Origin of the sequence: Pseudoalteromonas sp. JSTW (assembly GCF_013423925.1) — a bacterium.
In the GTDB taxonomy this organism is placed as follows: Bacteria; Pseudomonadota; Gammaproteobacteria; order Enterobacterales; family Alteromonadaceae; genus Pseudoalteromonas; species Pseudoalteromonas lipolytica.
Window position 1 is genome coordinate 3,030,670 of record NZ_CP058972.1, and the last position, 17,825, is coordinate 3,048,494.

Annotated in this window: 10 protein-coding genes; all 10 read right to left on the minus strand. The window is 40.3% G+C overall.

Annotated features, from left to right (window positions below):
- Nucleotides 1-3 precede the first annotated feature (3 nt).
- Nucleotides 4-876 (minus strand): hypothetical protein, encoded by an 873-nt coding sequence (locus GZH31_RS13685; RefSeq protein ID WP_180311104.1) that lies wholly within the window; start codon nucleotides 874-876, stop codon nucleotides 4-6.
- Nucleotides 873-2,465, minus strand: a complete 1,593-nt coding sequence (locus GZH31_RS13690; protein WP_180311105.1) for an AAA family ATPase — start codon at nucleotides 2,463-2,465, stop codon at nucleotides 873-875. The genes GZH31_RS13685 and GZH31_RS13690 overlap by 4 nt, the downstream gene beginning before the upstream one ends.
- Nucleotides 2,462-4,054, minus strand: coding sequence for a restriction endonuclease subunit S (locus GZH31_RS13695; RefSeq protein ID WP_257473662.1), 1,593 nt, complete (start codon nucleotides 4,052-4,054; stop codon nucleotides 2,462-2,464). The genes GZH31_RS13690 and GZH31_RS13695 overlap by 4 nt, the downstream gene beginning before the upstream one ends.
- Entirely contained in the window at nucleotides 4,051-5,559 is a 1,509-nt protein-coding gene (locus tag GZH31_RS13700; RefSeq protein ID WP_180311106.1) for an N-6 DNA methylase, read from the minus strand. Before GZH31_RS13700 ends, GZH31_RS13695 begins: the two co-directional genes overlap by 4 nt.
- Nucleotides 5,560-5,620: 61 nt before the next feature.
- Nucleotides 5,621-9,037: a type I restriction-modification system endonuclease gene (hsdR, locus tag GZH31_RS13705; RefSeq protein WP_180311107.1), complete on the minus strand. Its 3,417-nt coding sequence runs from the start codon at nucleotides 9,035-9,037 to the stop codon at nucleotides 5,621-5,623.
- Nucleotides 9,038-9,158: 121 nt separating this feature from the next.
- Nucleotides 9,159-10,052 (minus strand): Abi family protein, encoded by an 894-nt coding sequence (locus GZH31_RS13710; protein ID WP_180311108.1) that lies wholly within the window; start codon nucleotides 10,050-10,052, stop codon nucleotides 9,159-9,161.
- A gap of 515 nt (nucleotides 10,053-10,567) precedes the next feature.
- Nucleotides 10,568-13,033 carry a S8 family serine peptidase gene (locus tag GZH31_RS13715; RefSeq protein ID WP_180311109.1) on the minus strand — a complete coding sequence of 822 codons (2,466 nt, stop codon included), beginning with the start codon at nucleotides 13,031-13,033 and terminating at the stop codon, nucleotides 10,568-10,570.
- A gap of 99 nt (nucleotides 13,034-13,132) precedes the next feature.
- The gene (locus GZH31_RS13720) at nucleotides 13,133-13,771 is read right to left on the minus strand and encodes a response regulator transcription factor (RefSeq protein ID WP_180311110.1); all 639 of its coding nucleotides are present in this window, start codon (nucleotides 13,769-13,771) and stop codon (nucleotides 13,133-13,135) included.
- A gap of 1 nt (nucleotide 13,772) precedes the next feature.
- Nucleotides 13,773-14,489, minus strand: coding sequence for a sensor histidine kinase (locus GZH31_RS13725; protein WP_180311111.1), 717 nt, complete (start codon nucleotides 14,487-14,489; stop codon nucleotides 13,773-13,775).
- On the minus strand, nucleotides 14,482-17,808 hold the full coding sequence (locus tag GZH31_RS13730; RefSeq protein WP_180311112.1) for a serine/threonine-protein kinase: 3,327 nt from the start codon (nucleotides 17,806-17,808) through the stop codon (nucleotides 14,482-14,484). Before GZH31_RS13730 ends, GZH31_RS13725 begins: the two co-directional genes overlap by 8 nt.
- Nucleotides 17,809-17,825 lie beyond the last annotated feature (17 nt).

Consider the following 17,825-nt stretch of genomic DNA (forward strand, 5'->3'; position numbering starts at 1 on the left):
TCCTTATGGAGTCAAATCTAAATTTGGTATTACTGATTGCAACCATGGCTCAGCTAACTTTGTCTTTACTAAAGAAACTGCCGCTGCAGAAAAAGGTGACTTTCTATTACACTTATCGATAATACCTAATTTAGCGTCAACAATTGGTTGTGACATTATCACTTTACTTCCATGATCAAGATCCCATGTACACTCTAAAATGTTTAAATCTTTTTTAAGTTCAGTGATTACTTTCATACGAGCATCAATAATAGATTTCTCATTTAGATTGTAATATTTTTTACTAAACTCGAAACGTTTAAATGCTGTTATATTCTGCTCTTCTGTATAACGAGGAGTAGCTCTCCCTTCATTCAAATCAAAAGCAATTAACTGTACATCATTTACATCACAAGGGTCCAAAAAGAGATTATCTTCTAATGAATAATCACAAGTTGGAGTCCACGCACGAGTAGCTTCGCTCTCTAAAGGAAAATACTCTTGTTTTCCCCCTTCACCATTGGCTCTATTGCTAAAAATACAGGAATAACGGTAGTTTAGAGGCTCATAAGCTAACCACCAGTAACTAGCATACTCTAATGCGCCTGCTGCATTATTTCGTGATACTAGCTGACCTGAAATATTTTTTACTGCATTTTTAGGCCTAAAATGATCAACATCAATCGTCGTTCCTATCCTCTGCCCTTCTGTGTACCAACACTTATCTCCATACATGTTTGAGAAATTATCTTTAAAAAGTCGCCAAGGATTCTTTATTTTTTTTAGTTCGGCTGATTTATCTGCAGCCGCCTGAACTCGACCTCGCCAGATATTACTTTTTCTATCCCAATCAACAGGTTTGCATACAGGAATAAAAGCTGGGTCTATATATCTCAAAAAGAGTACCCTCTCTCTTTAAGGATTCTTTTTACAAGTTGTAAACGAACCTCTGTAGTATCCAGATCATTGCACTCCATCTGATCCAATACTTTTTTTCGCTCAATTAAAAACTGTCGATAATCTTCATCTGGGTGCGTATAACCATAACCCAAACGATCCAAGGAGCTATTGAGCTTTCTTAGGTTAAAATTATCCTCTTCGTCCAAAAAGTCTTTTTCTAAGATTTTCCGACGGTCTTCAATAACTTTACTCGTATACTTATCAAGTGTAGTTGCCATGCCAAACATATCACTGGTCAATATACCATTAACACCCATTCCTATAGGGCTTTCAGCGGGCTTTTCAGCATAGGCTAATCCATTCGATCTACGATTTAATACTTGCACTTGATCACGGTTTAATTCAGCAATTGCTAGTGGATGATGTGTTACCATAACAATATGGCAATGCTTTTGATTTGGAATGAAGCGATTTAAAAACGCATGGTATTTGGCAGCCCACGCTGGGTTGAGATGGGTATCAGGTTCATCTAATAAAAATAAAGAGTCTGACTCTGCCGTAAACTGCAGTAAACCAAATACAGTTAGAAGTTGTTGCTCTCCTTCACTGAGCTCACTAAAACTAACTATTTCATCATTACTAAGGACAACCTTCACATGAACACTGGAAATTAATTCTGATAAAAGAGTGCTTTCAAGCATTTTAAAAAAGTTTTTAGGGCCTAAACCTTTAGCAGTAGTGTTCAATGAGGCTAAATCTGGTAGATACAGATGTACAAAATCGTTATTAACTCCAGTTCCGGTTAATGATGTCGTTTCTTTACGGGTAGCAGATACCGCCCCAAAAGTATTTGGAAGAACCCTCTTCAGGAACTCCCTAACACCACCATCAGCTCCCCAGAAAATATCTTTTTTATCTCTTTCCCAAGAGGGTTTCCTAAAAACAAAATGCACTGAATGGAATTGTTTTATTCCTAACTGCGACTCTAGGAACTTTCGTCCAGTATCACTCTGACCACTCAAAAAGAAAGCAAGCAATGCAAACTGGCTATGGTAAGGCTTAGCATAAAATAGAGGCCTAATTTCATCCTCTATTTTTACTTTATTTTTAAGCAGCCGATAATAAAAATCAGTCCTGTGTTTGACAAATAAGCTCTCGAGTCTATCACTAGGTCCTGAATAGTAAGCAAAAAGGTGCTTAGGTAAATACGGGGATTTCCCCTCTTTATCTCGCTTTACCTTGGATAGAGACTCTTTATTCCACATAGGCATATCATGTGCTTTAGTTTTTTTAGTCACATTAATTAAGTGCTGTGAAATGGGGGTCTGCCCATAAGAAGGTGATGCATCAACGTTGACCCAAGTTTTACTATCCCCCCCTAACGAATAGACTAACTCATAGCTAAAAGGTGCTACATCACCAAGATCAAGTGCACGAAAAATTTTTACTAATGCTTCTATAATATTTGACTTACCAGAACCATTTCGTCCGACCAATACTGTTAAAAGTTGATCTTCATCAAAATCGACTGTGAGATTAGTTATATTTTTAAAACCCGAGCGAATTGTTAGGTAATCTAATTTCATTTTTTTACTACCTTAAAAGTGCAACGCTCACCACTACCTATCTTTGTTATCAGCTTAGAATCAAGCAACTTTTTAATATCAGTAAACAGCATATCAACTTGCTCAAAAGAACTTCCCGATAGTTGTTCAATGATTTGTTGCGCGCTTAAATTGTCACTCGCATTTTTTAAAATAGACAACACCTCACTTTCAGGTTGTATTTTTTCTTTTACTGGAGTTGATACAACATTTTTTACTTGAGGGGCTTCTTTTTTTGCAGCTATTTGCTTTTTTCTAACCTGCTTTGGGATTTCTAGCCGTTGTTTTTTTATATTTTCTAAAAGTTCGCTTGCTGGTTCATCGTTTGGATCTTGCGCAACTAACTCACCACGAAATGCTTTAGCCAGTATTGACTGTGTTAATCGATTAAAGGCCTTACGAGCATCTAAGTATTGACGTTCAAATAAATCTGCGCGCGAGAAAAGCTCATTTACTCTTCTAACTATTTCAAGCTGCTCACTCATAGGCGGTAAATCAAACTCATAAGCTTGTAGCTTTTTTGCATTAATATTTGATTGGCTTACACCATCGGTTTTTACCTGCCAACAGTAATCACGGGCATGAGGGCTATTTAATTGAATATTTAAAAACTCTGTATTTAGTTGCTCACTGCCTTTCACTCGAATCAAATACCCAGCATAAATAGCCTTCTGCTCACCTCGATAAATAGATGTTTTACCTACTAGCTCAGGACTATTAGTGCGGTTAAAAAGTATATCTCCTGTTTCCAGCAGGTATTTTTCTATTTCGGCTTCATCTGAAGTAAAAACTAAATTACTCCAATCAAGTTTTCCACCTTGTAGATTCCCCATTCTTAGTACAGGCACATCACCTTCTGGTTTTGACTTTGCCGACGAACCATAATTAAAACCCTTGCCTACATCTTTTAGTTGAACTGTTCGCCATTGATGACCATCATCTTCGCGCCATTCTCTGGTTAATTCACCCGATGTAGCTGCTGCAAAAACTGATTGTCGAAAGCGTTTTAAGATTGATGGAATTTTATCGAGTCGTGATTGGGCTTTATTTACTTTAGCTAAGATTGAATCGAGTTTATTAGCTATACGAACTTGCTCAGTTAGTGGAGCTAGCAAAAAAGGTAAAGTTTTAGCTACGGTCCCAGAAAGCTCCTTAAATGTAGTACCTGTTCCCATTCCTTCTGCAACATGCTTAATGCTTTTTAAGTAGTAATATGCATAGGAAGAATCCACACTTTCAGATAAAACAAAATTTTTAAACCCCTGATTCGTTGCAATTTCGTTCTCTGCGATTACACAATAACCAATAGGAGCTCTACTACTAAATAAAATAGTTCCTTTGGGCATTAATTTAGCTGAACTAGATTTGAGCCCTTTCAAACTTAAATCTCTAGCCCCGCGAGAAATTGTTTTTTTATTATATTTACTTAAGTCTGCAGGCGTTAACCAGGCTACCCCCTCTCCTGGTTCTGCAAAATTTGAATTATCACTAGCTTTTGGTGTTCCTCCTGCAACAACTGTAGCTACATTAGAAATCTCAGTTCTTAACCATCCTTTAGGTAACTCGTTCACAATACGACCTCGTCTGATTCTTCAGCAGAGCCAAGCTCAACTAAAATAGCTTGCAATTCATGCATTGCACCAGCCATTTCTTCTAAAGCTTCGTTAATTAATACATCAGGCTCCGGCAGGTTCGTACTATCCTCAGTTTTGTCATCTCTAATCCACGCTAAATCGAGAACGTCATTTTTTTTAGCAATTTCTTCTCGGCTAAAACAACGTAGGCGGCAAGTATCAATATTACCAATTTCACTACCGTGTTGATGGTTTTTAATAAACGAGTGGCGCGCAGCTTCATCTACTTGTGTTAAGTCGCTACCAACTGCTTGATAGAATTCATCAAAATGCGCTTTGGTTAATACTGTGCGTTTACCAAACTGCGGCATGTTGGAACGCATGTCGTACACCCACACATTTTTGGTTTGGCCTTTATCTTGTTTTACATCGGTTGGTTTTGAGAAAAACAATACATTAGTTTTTACGCCTGCCGCGTAAAAAATCCCTGTTGGTAGGCGTAAAATGGTGTGTAAATTACACTTTTCCATTAAGTCTTTACGTATTGTTTGTCCTGTGGAACCTTCAAATAGTACATTGTCGGGCAATATAACGGCTGCACGGCCGCCCGGTTTAAGCATACGCAAATACATTAGGTGCAAAAAGGCCAGCTGCTTGTTACTAGTGTAAGTGATTAAATCGTCACGGGTTGGTACGCCGCCTCCTTGTTTTGTACCAAATGGTGGGTTAGCTAAAATAAGGCTTGCTGGTGGCAGTGCTTTACCTTCGTTTGATAGGGTATCACCATATAAAATGCCTGAACTATCATCGTCTACCGCGAGGTCGTGTAGCATTAAGTTCATCATTGCTAGGCGACGAGTGTCAGGTACTAGCTCCATACCATAAAAGGTTTTATGCTGGTATTTATCGTATGCGTCAGGCTCTAGGGCTTCTATATCATTATGTTGTTTTAAATAATGATGGGCGCTAATTAAAAAGCCGCCAGTACCGGCTGTTGGGTCAACAATAACGTCGTCAAGGTTTGGTTTCATCAGCTCGACCATGGCGTTAATAAGCACGCGAGGCGTAAAGTATTGCCCTGCGCCTGACTTTTTCTCGCCTGCGTTAATCTCTAGCAAGCCTTCGTACATATCGCCAAGGCCTTCGGTTTTGGCGCTGTACCAATCAAGCTTATCAATTTCGCTTACTAGCTTATTAAGTGTGACAGGCTTACGTATTACTGTACTGGCATTAGCATAAATGGCTTTAGTTATTGTGGTGCCGTGCGAGCCTAAGTGGATCAGTAATTTTTTATACTCTTCTAATCGTGTTGCACTGTCGTAATGCTCTAAGTCGGCCCAGCGGTAACCTTCAGGAATATTGTTATCTGTGCCTGTTTCGTCAACCATTTTAAGAAACACTAAATACGTGAGCTCATTAATATATTCATGGTATGTAACACCATCATCTCGAAGTAAGTTACATAAATTCCATAGTTTTGCGACTAAGTCTTGAGTGCTCATGTTTTTACCTAATTAAGTTAATACTGCTAAAAGAGTGATTGCTTAAGTGAACAGCCTAACACTAGGCTGATTGATTCGTGGTTTGCCACAGTGTTTGATTAAACATGTGCAGTACTTCAGCAATGGGTTGTTCAAATAATTTATTAGCGCGCTTTATACCGCCTTGGTGTTTAAAAATACCTTGGTCGAGCGCGGCTTCATCTACAATGGTGGTGGCCTTCATTTGTTTGGCTATAGTATTTAACCATTGTATTTGTGGTGTTTTCCAACTTTGGCTGGCTAATATTTTAGCTAGTGCGTTATCAACACGTTGTTCAAACGGAATAAGTGCTTCGCCTATAGCCGCTTGCCTAATAAACCCGATAATACGTGCGGCAATATCTTCGTTTTTAACTTCGCTCCACGCCACTTGTAGATCTTGTTCTCTAAAGTGGTTTTGTTCAAGCACTAAAGCGAGTTCTTTTAGATTTTGGCGAGTTAATTCCCATGGTGCTTGCACAACTGTTTTAATAGCGAGCAAACGGTTGCTATTGGCATTTACAAAGTCGTTAAAGGCGCGTAAATAATCATCGGGCTTTTGCCCATCACCATAGCCCGTAGTAATGTTGGTAAACTCATCTTGGTGATCAGATATATACACAGGTTTAGTGCCACCAGCTGCAGCTTGAACTTTACTATCAAGAATTTCACCTAAACCGGGGTGCTCGGTAAACCATTTAGCTACTTGCTCAGCAGGCTGCGCTTTTAAGTCTTTGATGAATTGCTGTGGTGATTGCCCTGTTATGGTTTCAAATTTATCACTTTGTTCAGGTGTTAAGTGGCGGCGCTTAACTTGTAATTTAGCGATAAACTGATTTTTGGCTAATGCTTTTAAATCTTCACTTTCGCTGTGTGCCATTTCTTGCTCTAGTTCACTAAAGGTAATATCTACATTAGTGACAACAGGCTTCATGCTGTTTACTTTTTCTAACTGCTTGTAGATATCTACCGCATCATAAATTTTAAACGGGCCTTTACTTATTTCGGGGCATAAACGTGTAGCGCGGCCAAGCATTTGTTCAAATAAAATACGGCTATTTACACGGCGTAAGAATACCAAATTACATATTTTTGGCACATCTACACCTGTGGTTAATAAGTCTACCGTTACGGCTATATTAGGTAGGCGATCGTTTTTAAACGAGCGGATTTTATCAAGCGGCTTATCTGTAGCGCCTGTAATTTTTTGAATGGCATCGTCTTCAACTTCACCGTGGTAATCTTCACATGCCTGTTTAAAAGCTTCGACCACTTCGTCTGCGTGTTTATCTGTTACACAAAATACTAATGTTTTAGCCTCTGAGTATGGGTCGATAGAATCGCTTTCGATAAGCCATTTTGTGACTGTTTTAGTGAAATTTGGGGCTATTACTTTACGGTTAAATTCTGCTACTTCAAAATCGAGTTCATCAGGGGTGTTAAATGTTTTTATATCACTATTTTCAGCATCATACACTTTAACTTCTTCATTAATTTTATAATGAATACCCATCTCAGAAAGTTTGGTATTGATACGTACAGGCGGTAAATGATCATTCAAATGCCCGTCAAGTACTGCCTCTGTATAGCTATAACTAAATACGGGTTCACCAAATATGTCTACTGTATGTAGCGCAGGCGTTGCTGTAAGGCCTATTTTAAATGCATCAAAGTAATCAATGACTGAGCGATATTTAGATTGGTAGTCTTTTTGGTCTCTAAATAATAACTCTGTATCGCTGAGCTCTCTATCAAGCAGGTAACCACGGTGGCATTCATCCACTACTATACAATCGTACTGACCTACGCCGGGCTTGGTATCGTTATCGCTCGGGTATAAAATACGCTTAACTAAACCTTGCACCGTTGCCACATGCACTTTGGTTCCGTTATCTGGCTTTTTATTACCCAGCTCCATAAGCTCGAAGGTATCGGCAAATGTTTGGAGTTGCTCCATTCTCACTTCTTTAAAGTCAGTTGCAGCTTGTTCGCCTAATGCTGAGCGGTCAACTAAAAATAACACGCGGCGAAAGCGCTCTGCTTTAAGCAATCTATAAACTAGGGCAATACATGTTTTTGTTTTACCAGTACCTGTTGCCATAGCAACCAACGCGCGGTCTTTTCCTTCTTTAATTGTTTGCTCTACTGCTTCAATGGCATCAACTTGATAGTCTCTTAATTTAAGATCGTAATCAAAGTCCATCGCATCAAGCTTTTGTTCTGCTTGCTGGGTGGTTTGCTTTAAATAGCCTTTTATTTCGTGTGGTGAATACCAGCCTTTAAGTGCTTTACGTCTATGAGCGTTATCTCGCACATCTAAAAACCAAATACCGCTTTCTTGCTCTAATTGCTTTAAATAAGGTCGCCCATTAGTCGCAAATGTGAGAGGCACTTTAAAATCGCCCCATATAGCATCTAACTCGAATGATGGGTTAGGTTCTAAGTCTCTGGCATAGCGTTTTGCTTGGTCGATTGCACCGTAAACATTTTTAGCTGACTTTTTAGCCTCTACAACAGCAACAGGTGTAAGGCCCATAAATAAAATATAATCCGCAGGCCCTGATTTAGTTGGCCACTCTGCAATGGCCCTATTCTCGTTTACAACTGGCCTTGTGCCTTTTGAATACTTTAGGTTTAAGCTATCCACCAGCCAACCAGCCTCAGCTAACTGCTCATCAATAAGTACACGCGTTTCACTTTCATTTAGCTGAAACGCTGACTTTTCAACTCGCTGGATTTCTTGCTGCTGTGCTTGTTTATCTTTAGCATTAAACTGAGCCATATACATGATATTGGCTTTAACCATTTTATCTCTATACTCAGCTAGCAATGCTTCTTGCTCAGTGGCTATTTGTTCCCACGTTTGGCTATCTGTAAGCATTTGCTCAGAACGCTTTCGCTCGGCAGCGGCTTTTTCAGCTTCGATTTGCTTTAACTGCTCTGCAATTTTTAGACGTTCAGATGACCTTTGACGTTCAACTTCAAGTTCATGTAGCTTCTCTTCAAGCTCTCTAACTTCTATAGATGGATCTTGAGGTTTAACGAATGGAGTAAATACAAACCCCTTTGCTGCTTTGCCGCCATACAGCTTGTGATACCACACAGATAAAGCGTGGCCTAACTGCATAGACTTTAAAGCATCTCGGTGGCTACTTGAGGTAAAATCGTGGTTAGCGGTGTTACCTAATTTGCGAATAACATGGAAGGCATCTTTAATTCGTTCATCGAGCTTTAGGGTGTAATCAAGCTCTCTTAATAAATCCACTTGCTTAACATCTTGACCAAAATCAACACCAACTCGCGCAGCGACATTTTGAGCCAAGGCTTCACCTAACTGGCGCATTTTAACTAGGGTTGTATTTGGATCTGGTGCAAAACAACGTTCAGCCGTTTGAGCTAAACGAAGTAGTAATTCGTCATGGTGTTTTAAAAAATCAAAGTTACTAAAATCGCTTCCCATCTCAACAGCCTAGCTAATCCCTATGTGTATCAATCGATACTACCAAAGAAAATTATTACTGTGCAAAATAAAAACTAAATAAAGCGATATTACAGCTAGTTGTAGCCTAATTAGAGCCTAGTTATTTAACGCTATTCCAGATTGGCAAACCTTTCCAGTCCTCAGGAAAGCCCATTTCGGATACGTCGATATCATAAGTATCAATTAAGCTGGCTAACTTTTGTTTCCAGTGGTGATTAGGACTAATTAAATCCATGAAGTAAGCACACATAACTAGTGTGTTGTATAGCTGTTTAGTTGTATCACTGAAACTACTAAGTAAAACACTGTCGCCATTTTTTGGCAGCTTCATAGTGAACGTAAAATCTCGATTGTATAAACGACAGTGATGGGCACAGATGTTACGAACCGTAGTAATGTGGTGTAAAAAAGATGAAAGTATTGTTTCCTTTACTTTATATGAATCTGCAATATCATTTTTCAGTGCTCGGCGCGCTATAGCATCATAGCTTCTTGAAAGCCAACCGAAGCTCATTACTTCAGCAACAATCCAAATTGCGGGTGTTTGCTCTTCATATTTACTGTTTTGCTTTTTTATATTGGTATCTGACGTTCTTTGAATTTCAGCACAAATATTACTGACGAAGTCTTCGTGATTAAACTTAGTTATAAAGGCAGCTGGCTCTAGATGTGCATGTGAGCCATGCTTTTTTGCTAAATGGTATGCCCATTGAGTTCGCAGAGAAACTTCTATTCGCTCAATGGCATCAAGTAGTAACAATCTCAACTCTCTATCAAAAGCATACAGATTCAAAACTTGTTCAAATGTAGTACCAGACTTGAAAGTATGATTTTGATGATCTTCAATAAAAGCCCACCAATAAGTGCCTAGCCTATAATAATTGATATGGCTAAGGTAAAAGGCAGCTGATTCTTTATCATTAATTACTAAACCGCGCTTTTCTAGAAGCTCAACTTGCTTTTCAAACGTTATGGGGGCTTTAGAGAACTGCATGAAGGTTAAATTCCTTTTATCATGCTTTAGAAATAATTAACCCCTCGCAGGGCGCTGAGCTTACGGGTAGCGGGAGGGGTGTTGTTACGCGTAATTATAAAGCTTAAAAGTATAATTTCAAGATATTTGTATATTTGTTCAAATTGAAACATCTAAGCAAACAAGGGTTATCACTGGATGAAAGTGCAATACTTACACTGTACTTCTGAATAGTTAATTTTGGATGCTATAATAATCAGTACAAGTTAAATGTTCATATATATCATCAGAGTAATTATGTTTACTCTCACACAAAGTGGTTACCATAGCGGTTACCAAACTTACATTAAAAGCCAAATAAAAAACACAAACAATTGATTTTTAATCAAAATAAAAAACCATCCAACATTCAGATCCAAAACATAGAATAATTCTGTTGTTATTTTAAAATAAGAAAGACCCAGCTGTTGCTGGGTCTTTTGTTTAAAAACCACTCTACAGGGGAATAAAGTGGTATTAGCATCGGTGAAGGGAGGCTAATTATTGTAAAAACGTGTTGCAGCTACAGCGTAGTCAGCACGCGTTACCGATTCATCACCATTGAAGTGTACGGTTACTTTTGGCTCTAAGTCGAAGCGGCCTTGGTGTACATCAAAGTACGCATTCAAAATGCCAAGGTCTAGCGCCAGCTGTACATACCCTTTAAGGTGGTCAGGAATGGTATGTTGATCTTCCAGTGCATATCGCTCATCGTTGTAAACCACTGTAATATCTCCGCTAAACGTAGCTGCTGTTTCTTGCAGTGCTAATGATTGCACGAGCGAGTAAGCAAGTTCACTTCGACTCACCTGCTCTGTTGGTGAAAACATCGTTGTATCAGTCAACATTACAGGCGCTTGATCTTGTGCTGTATTACGAAGCGCAGCCCCTTTTTGTGTTACTGCATTAATTGCTGCGCTATACGAAGCATCAACATCGGTATAGCTTACTTGTGTCGCTTTGTTTGATTGTCTCACTCCTGCACCGAGTGTTAAAAAGTCGGCTAATTCTTGGCGAAGTAAAAAGTCATCGGGTTTAAATCCATTCTCTGTTGCATCGACTAACTGCTCACTCACTGCCATTTCAATAAACGCTTTTGCAGGGTGATCAGCGGCTACATCATCAAGTCCAGTGTAACCATCTGTTTTAACTATTTTTACTTTAACAGGAATCGAGCCTGGCACAGCATAACCATTGGTTACACCGAGGGGGTCAACATCTACCCCAGACAAACCACCAATACCACTGGCTTTTAGCACCCATTCGCCGGCTTCTGCAGGGGCTGTTACAGCAATATTTTGGCCCAGTACTGGCAACGCAATACTCGAGCCATAACGTTTACCCGAAGGACTGGTGAGTGACAACCCAATGGTGTTGTCAGAAACATTGGCACTCACCATCAACATTGACGCATCTGGGCTAACATTAATAAGGGTGCCTGAATTATCACCCACGGGGCTAAAATCAACGGTGTCATTGTACTCAGCCTGCACTGATGTTTGCGCTTGAGCATTAAAGTTACGGTTAAGTTTAGTCGTGGTACCAAACGTGCGTTGTTGATCAACGACTGACTGTACTGCGGCATAAGCATTTGCATAACCTGCCCCAACTTCCCAATCTTCAAGTCCGGGCATATTTGTCGCGGTTTCTTGCAAAATGGTTTTCACTTCACGCCATGTCAGGTTTGGATTCGCCTCTAACATCAGCGCGACAATACCTGAAATATGTGGTGCAGCCATTGAGGTGCCGCTCATTGATGTGTAATACGGCACATGATTAATATCCATAATTTCACTATCATCAGCTAGACTCAAGGTGCTCAAGCTTGAAAGTGAAGCTCTTGCTGAAATAACATCAACACCTGGCGCCGTAATTGTTGGTCTATCTTGCCATTCGAGCTGTTCACCATTAATGCTAACAACGCCACCTTTACCTTTCACACCGCGAGAACTAAAGCTGGCCAAATTACCGGTTTTATCACCGGCTGCCACAGTAATAACCCAAGGTGCTTTTTTGAAGTTGCCTGTAATCGTACCTTCACCGCTTCCTGAGTTACCCGCTGAGAAAACAACAATTACCCCATTGTCTGCCAGCTTTTTGGTTGCGATATTTGTTGGATCATCTGGGTTAAAATCTGTGCCTGTGTCGCTTGTATTACCAAACGAGTTTGAAATAACACGAATGTTATAATCGAATTGATGTGTTAAAGCGTAATCAAAACCACCCAGTGTATCTAGAATAAATAAGCCCGCACCCGACCCATAACCGATAATTTTTGCACCCGGCGCGACCCCTTGATACTTACCACTCGACATTGCACCATTACCACCAATAATGCCCGCTACATGTGAACCATGACCGCCCGCAATATCAGTGTTATCAACGTCTTCTTGGTAAGTAATGGGTAATACACTCGACAACGAGTTTAAGTTTGTTTGTGCCAGCACGTTTTGTACTACGTGGTTAGGGTATTTGATGTCGCCATGCGTTCCATCCACCCCTGAATCATTAACGACAACACCAATGCCGCGACCAGAATACGGCATGCCTTTATGTCGTAAAGAGCTATCGGCACGTAATCGGTCAACACCAGTAATTTGAGTTGAACCATCATTTTCTAGTGATAGTGGCGCGTTGTACCAAATTGAACGAACTTTGTCTGATGCGTAGATAGCCTCGATTTGAGCTTTAGTTGCCGTAATACCGACCATAGGCAGGCTTTTTAAACTCACACCGCCTAACACACCTGCCGACTGAATGATGCTCATCAGTTCAGAGTCGACCGCTTTATTACCTTCAAACGTAACAATAACTTCGAACACATCTTGTTCTGTTGCTTGGGTCAGTAACTGACTAATTTCTGGCCCCAAAGATTTAGCTGATAAATTCAGTGACATTAAGCTTAGTCCTGCGCCAACAAGACCCGCGAGTAGTTTTTGTGATTTTAATTGAGTGTTAAGCATGAGAGTAAACCTTAATTTGTTTTGACTCTCTCAGCATGGCAAACACGCAGGCTTTTAAAAATGGGGGAAAACCCCTAGAGCAAGAAGGTTAAAACACCTTTATATGAGTAAATTATATTTTGCAGCGTAACGGACCAGTTCAGCCGCATTGGCGACTTGTAACTTATCAAGCACTTTACCACGATGATTTTCAGCCGTTTTTACACTGATATCTAATGAGCGAGCAATGTCTTTGGTGGTTTTACCTTCGATAATAAGATGAAAAACTTCACGCTCACGACTGGTTAAATTACGATAAGGGTCATCCCAGGTTTCAGCCGGTTTTAATGACATGGTTGCTAATACACTGGCAGCGTATTGGCTAAAATAGGTTTTCCCTTTAGCAAGTGCTTTTACAGCATCTATAAGCTCATCACTGGCGCTGTCTTTTAACAAGTAACCAGATGCACCAGCCCGCACCATATGTATTACGTATTCTTGCTCTTCATGCATGGTTAGCACCAGTACTTTAGCTTCTGGTAACTGCTCATGAAGTCGTTTAACCGCTTCCATGCCGTTTAATTCTGGCATGCTAATATCAATAACAATCACCATTGGCTTTAATTCAAGTGCTTTTTGTACGGCAGATAAACCATCTGCCGCTTCAGCAAGTACTCGAATATCAGGGTCATTGCTCAGTAAACTCACCAGACCTTGGCGCAAAATAGTGTGGTCATCAGCAATCAGTACGCTAATCATATTAATTATTTCCTGTTACTAGCACTTTAATTTCGCAGCCCTGCTGTGGCGCAGTCGTGACCGTTAGCTGACCACCGTATGCCATAACTCGGTCTCGCATTGCCCCTAAGCCAAAGCCTGTTGTTAGATCATCAGGTTGTAGTTCCATACCTTGACCATTATCTTTTACTTTGACCATTAACAAGCTTTTTGTTGCTATCACATTAATGGTAATTAGGCTTGCCTTCGCATGTTTAATGGCGTTGGTCAGCGCTTCTTGTACCACTCTAAATACCAAGGTTTGTATATCACTGGCTAGGTTATTATCAACTTGGTGATGTAAGTTAATAGTAAACGCCTGCTGTTCAGACATCACTCTCACCAACCACTCAAGTGCAGGCACAAGGCCTAAATCGTCTAATATGCGCGGTCGCATAAGCCGTGATATAACCCGAGTATCTGATAATGCTTGGCGAGCTAATTCAATACTCTCATTGAGAGCATGGCTGGGAGCTTCATTTTTTGCTTGCTGTAATTGATTTATTAAAGCGGTGAGTAGCTGCCCAACCCCATCATGCAGCTCTTGTGCTATTTGCTTTCGCTCATTCTCTTGCACCTGCCAAACACGCTTTGCTAAACCACGCATTTGCTCATTAGAGTTTGAAAGTTGCTGCGAAATTTGCTGCTGCTTTTGATTAAGCTCTGCCACCAGCGAGGTGATATCCTTATCATTATTCATAACCAGCCAAATCCTGTAACGAATCATCAAGTTGAAAATAACTTTGATAGTTTAAAAATTCAGCCTTTCTGTCTTTAGGAAGATTGGCCAATAAAGTGTTTAACTCTGAATTAAGCTTTGCTTTTAAGCTACTGGGTGCTTGCTCATTGTGATAAGCAAACTGCACTCTTAATCGATCAAATTGAAAACTCCGCCAGTACCCTCCCATCTTACGAAGCAGAATATCAGCCTGTTTTAGCGTTGCCTGAAAATCAGGCCATTGCTGTTGCATAAACTGCTGTACAGCAAGCAGCTCTAAATACTCAAGATAGGCGTATTGATATAAGGTAAAATCAACATTACCCAGCGCCGCTAAATGAGCACTAATATCTTGCTGTTGACGCAGTGCTTCACGAGCCGCATAAATGAGCTTGGCAATATAAATAGCGCCCTGACTATGATCTTTGCTCATGGGCTCACTCATTTGTTGTTGAGTGATCATCTCACCCGTTATGAGCTCACTGTAAAATGCAAGTCGGCTAACATACTCACGGTTGCCCTTATCGGCGATATCTTGTTTTAAGCTCGCGATTGTTGATGCTGCGCCGGTGATATCACCTAATTGATACGACCAATCAACAAGCCACAAGCCAAATTCACTCATCGCGCGAATATCTTGCAATGACTTTGCTTGCTCATAAATGGCGCTTAACTCAGTGATGCTATTTGCAAAATTTCCTTGCAAAAAGGTCAATTTAGATAAGTAACTACGCGATACCCATTGCTCAAACGTGCTATTGAGTTGTTTAGCATCTGCCAGTGTATTATTGAAAAGATGGTACGCGTTTCGCCAATTTCCCTGTGCTAATTCAATTTGCCCTAAATTCTGCCTTACATGGATGATACCCAAGGGGTATTGAATACCTTGATACAGTTGCTCAGCCTGACGCCAATAAACCAACGCATGCTTTTTATTTAACAGCATAAAATACATGAAACCGATGTTATTCATACTCTCGGCTTGCAGCATTTGGTTGCCAAGCGTCATGCGTATGTCGAGGCCTTGCTGATAATATTCAAGTGCTTTTTGATACAAAGCCTGCTCTTCTTCAAGCACCCCTAACTCGTTAAAGGTATGCGATAGTCCTTCTTGATCGCCTAGTTGCTCGTACAATGAAATGCTCTGTTGTAAATAGCGTTCTGCTTCTGTGTACTGTGCTTTAGCAAGGTGCAATGAAGACAGGTTACCCATGGTGGTTGCCATTCCAGCAATGTCGTCAATGTTTTCGCGGATAGCGAGTGCTTGACGGTAGTAATCAAAGGCTAAATCAATCTCCCCGAGTTGATTGTAAACAACACCAAACGCATTCAGCGCTTCGCCTTCTTGATACGCATTTTTCGATTTTTTGGCAGTTACTAAGGCTTTAACAAAATACTCATCAACCGCTTTTTGATACTGCCCTTGTAAAAATGCAGCTCGGCCAAGCATAAACCATGCATCGGGATGATAAGGGTCAAGGTTAACGACCTCAAGCAACAGCGCTTCCATTTTTTGATGTTGCTCTGTCAGAAAATAAAACTCTGCAAGGGCTATTTTTAATTCCACATCATAAGGAAATGCCTTTACAAGGGCTGCATAGTCAGCTTGAGCTTGCTCTGCTTTACCGGCGAGATCATTAAGCCTCGCACTGGCAAATTTTGCTGTGTAGGTTTTATCTTCAGCAAACTTAAGGGCCTGATTGTAAGCATTCTCAGCATCAAAAAATTGCTGGGTGGCAAGCAATAATTCACCTTGCAGTAACCACCCTAGTCCTGAATTTGGGTGCTTGGCTAAAAACTGCGATAACGATGTTTGCGCTTTTTCAAACTCACCTTTTTGCAGGAACGACTTCACAATAAACAACTCACCTGCAGGTTGAGGGTCAACTTGTAATGCCTTCACTTCAGTTGATAATTGCAATTGCTGTGAAAAACGCTCGGTAAAACTCGACACGCTTTGTTGCCAATTAGCTTGGTTAAAATCGCTCGTTAAGAGTGTATTTTTCTGTAATGTGTGTCCTTCAAGCTGATAAACATTAAATTTAATATCGTGTTGCTCTGAACCACTTGGGTATAGTTGCGGAGCAATCAGGTAGCTTACATTTAATAAGTCAGCCACCAGCGCTAGCTTTTGCTCATCTAACGGCATTGTAATTCCAAGTTGAGAGAGCAACTGACTTAACCTGCCTTGCTCTACTACTCGTAAATGACCTAATTCATGCAGTTGATAGTTAATATATTCAGCAAGCCCTTGTGCAACGCTATCGTCGCTACTTTGTAAAGGTAAAACAGCCACTGCATAGTATTCTTTCTCAGGCTGTTGGGGAGTATCGTGTGGCATGCTTAAAAATACCGCAGCCATAATAAACAAGCCTATAACCACCACGACAGCCATCAACATAGAGTGTTTTTTAATGTTGTGCGGTTTTTCTTTAATTTGTTTTAAAAATGCCGTTTGTGCCTCAGTGGCATTTTTAAAACGTGCGTTAACTTGAGAATGAATAAGTTTGTTGATAAATGGCGCAATAAAAGCCAGTTGTTTATGCTTTACGCGACATTTTGCTTTATTAAGCTGCTTTGCCGTTAATACCTCATCAAGGCTTTGTCCAGTAAAGGGAAGTTCACCACAACACAGCTGATACAACACCACGCCAACCGCATATAAATCAGTAGTCGAATTTACAGCCCCAAACTGCAAATACTCTGGAGGGGCATAATGAACCGTCCCCACAATATCGCCCACATCTGCGCTGCCTTCTAACACCGATAAACCAAAGTCTGAAATATACAGTCGTCCCTTTTTATCGAGCATAATATTGGCGGGTTTAATATCTCGGTGAACAACATTGGCTTGCTCCACAAAAACCAATGCCTCTAATAACTGGCTGACAAATGTAATAAGCTCTTCACGACTCTGAAAAGTCAGGCTAGCCTCTTCTAGCGATTGGCCATCAATCCAATCCATCGTTATAAAATGTAGATTTTGCCAATGATAATATTCATGAACACGTAAAATAGTCGGGTGGCTTAATTGACGTAAATGCAGTAATTCTTGTTTGAACTTTGCAATCGCATCTGATTGCTGACTAATTGATTGATTAAGTACTTTAATGGCAATGTGTGTATCAAGCTGTTTGTCGTAGGCGCGGTAAACACACCCATACTGACCTTGACCACACATGGCTTCAATCTCAAAACGGCCAAGTAAACATTCGCCAGGCTTAAGATAAGTCGGTGAGCTAATTACCTGAGTTTCATGCAATTCATCACTGCTATTTTTAGAAACGTCGTTATTGCTCATATCACCTATTTAACAGG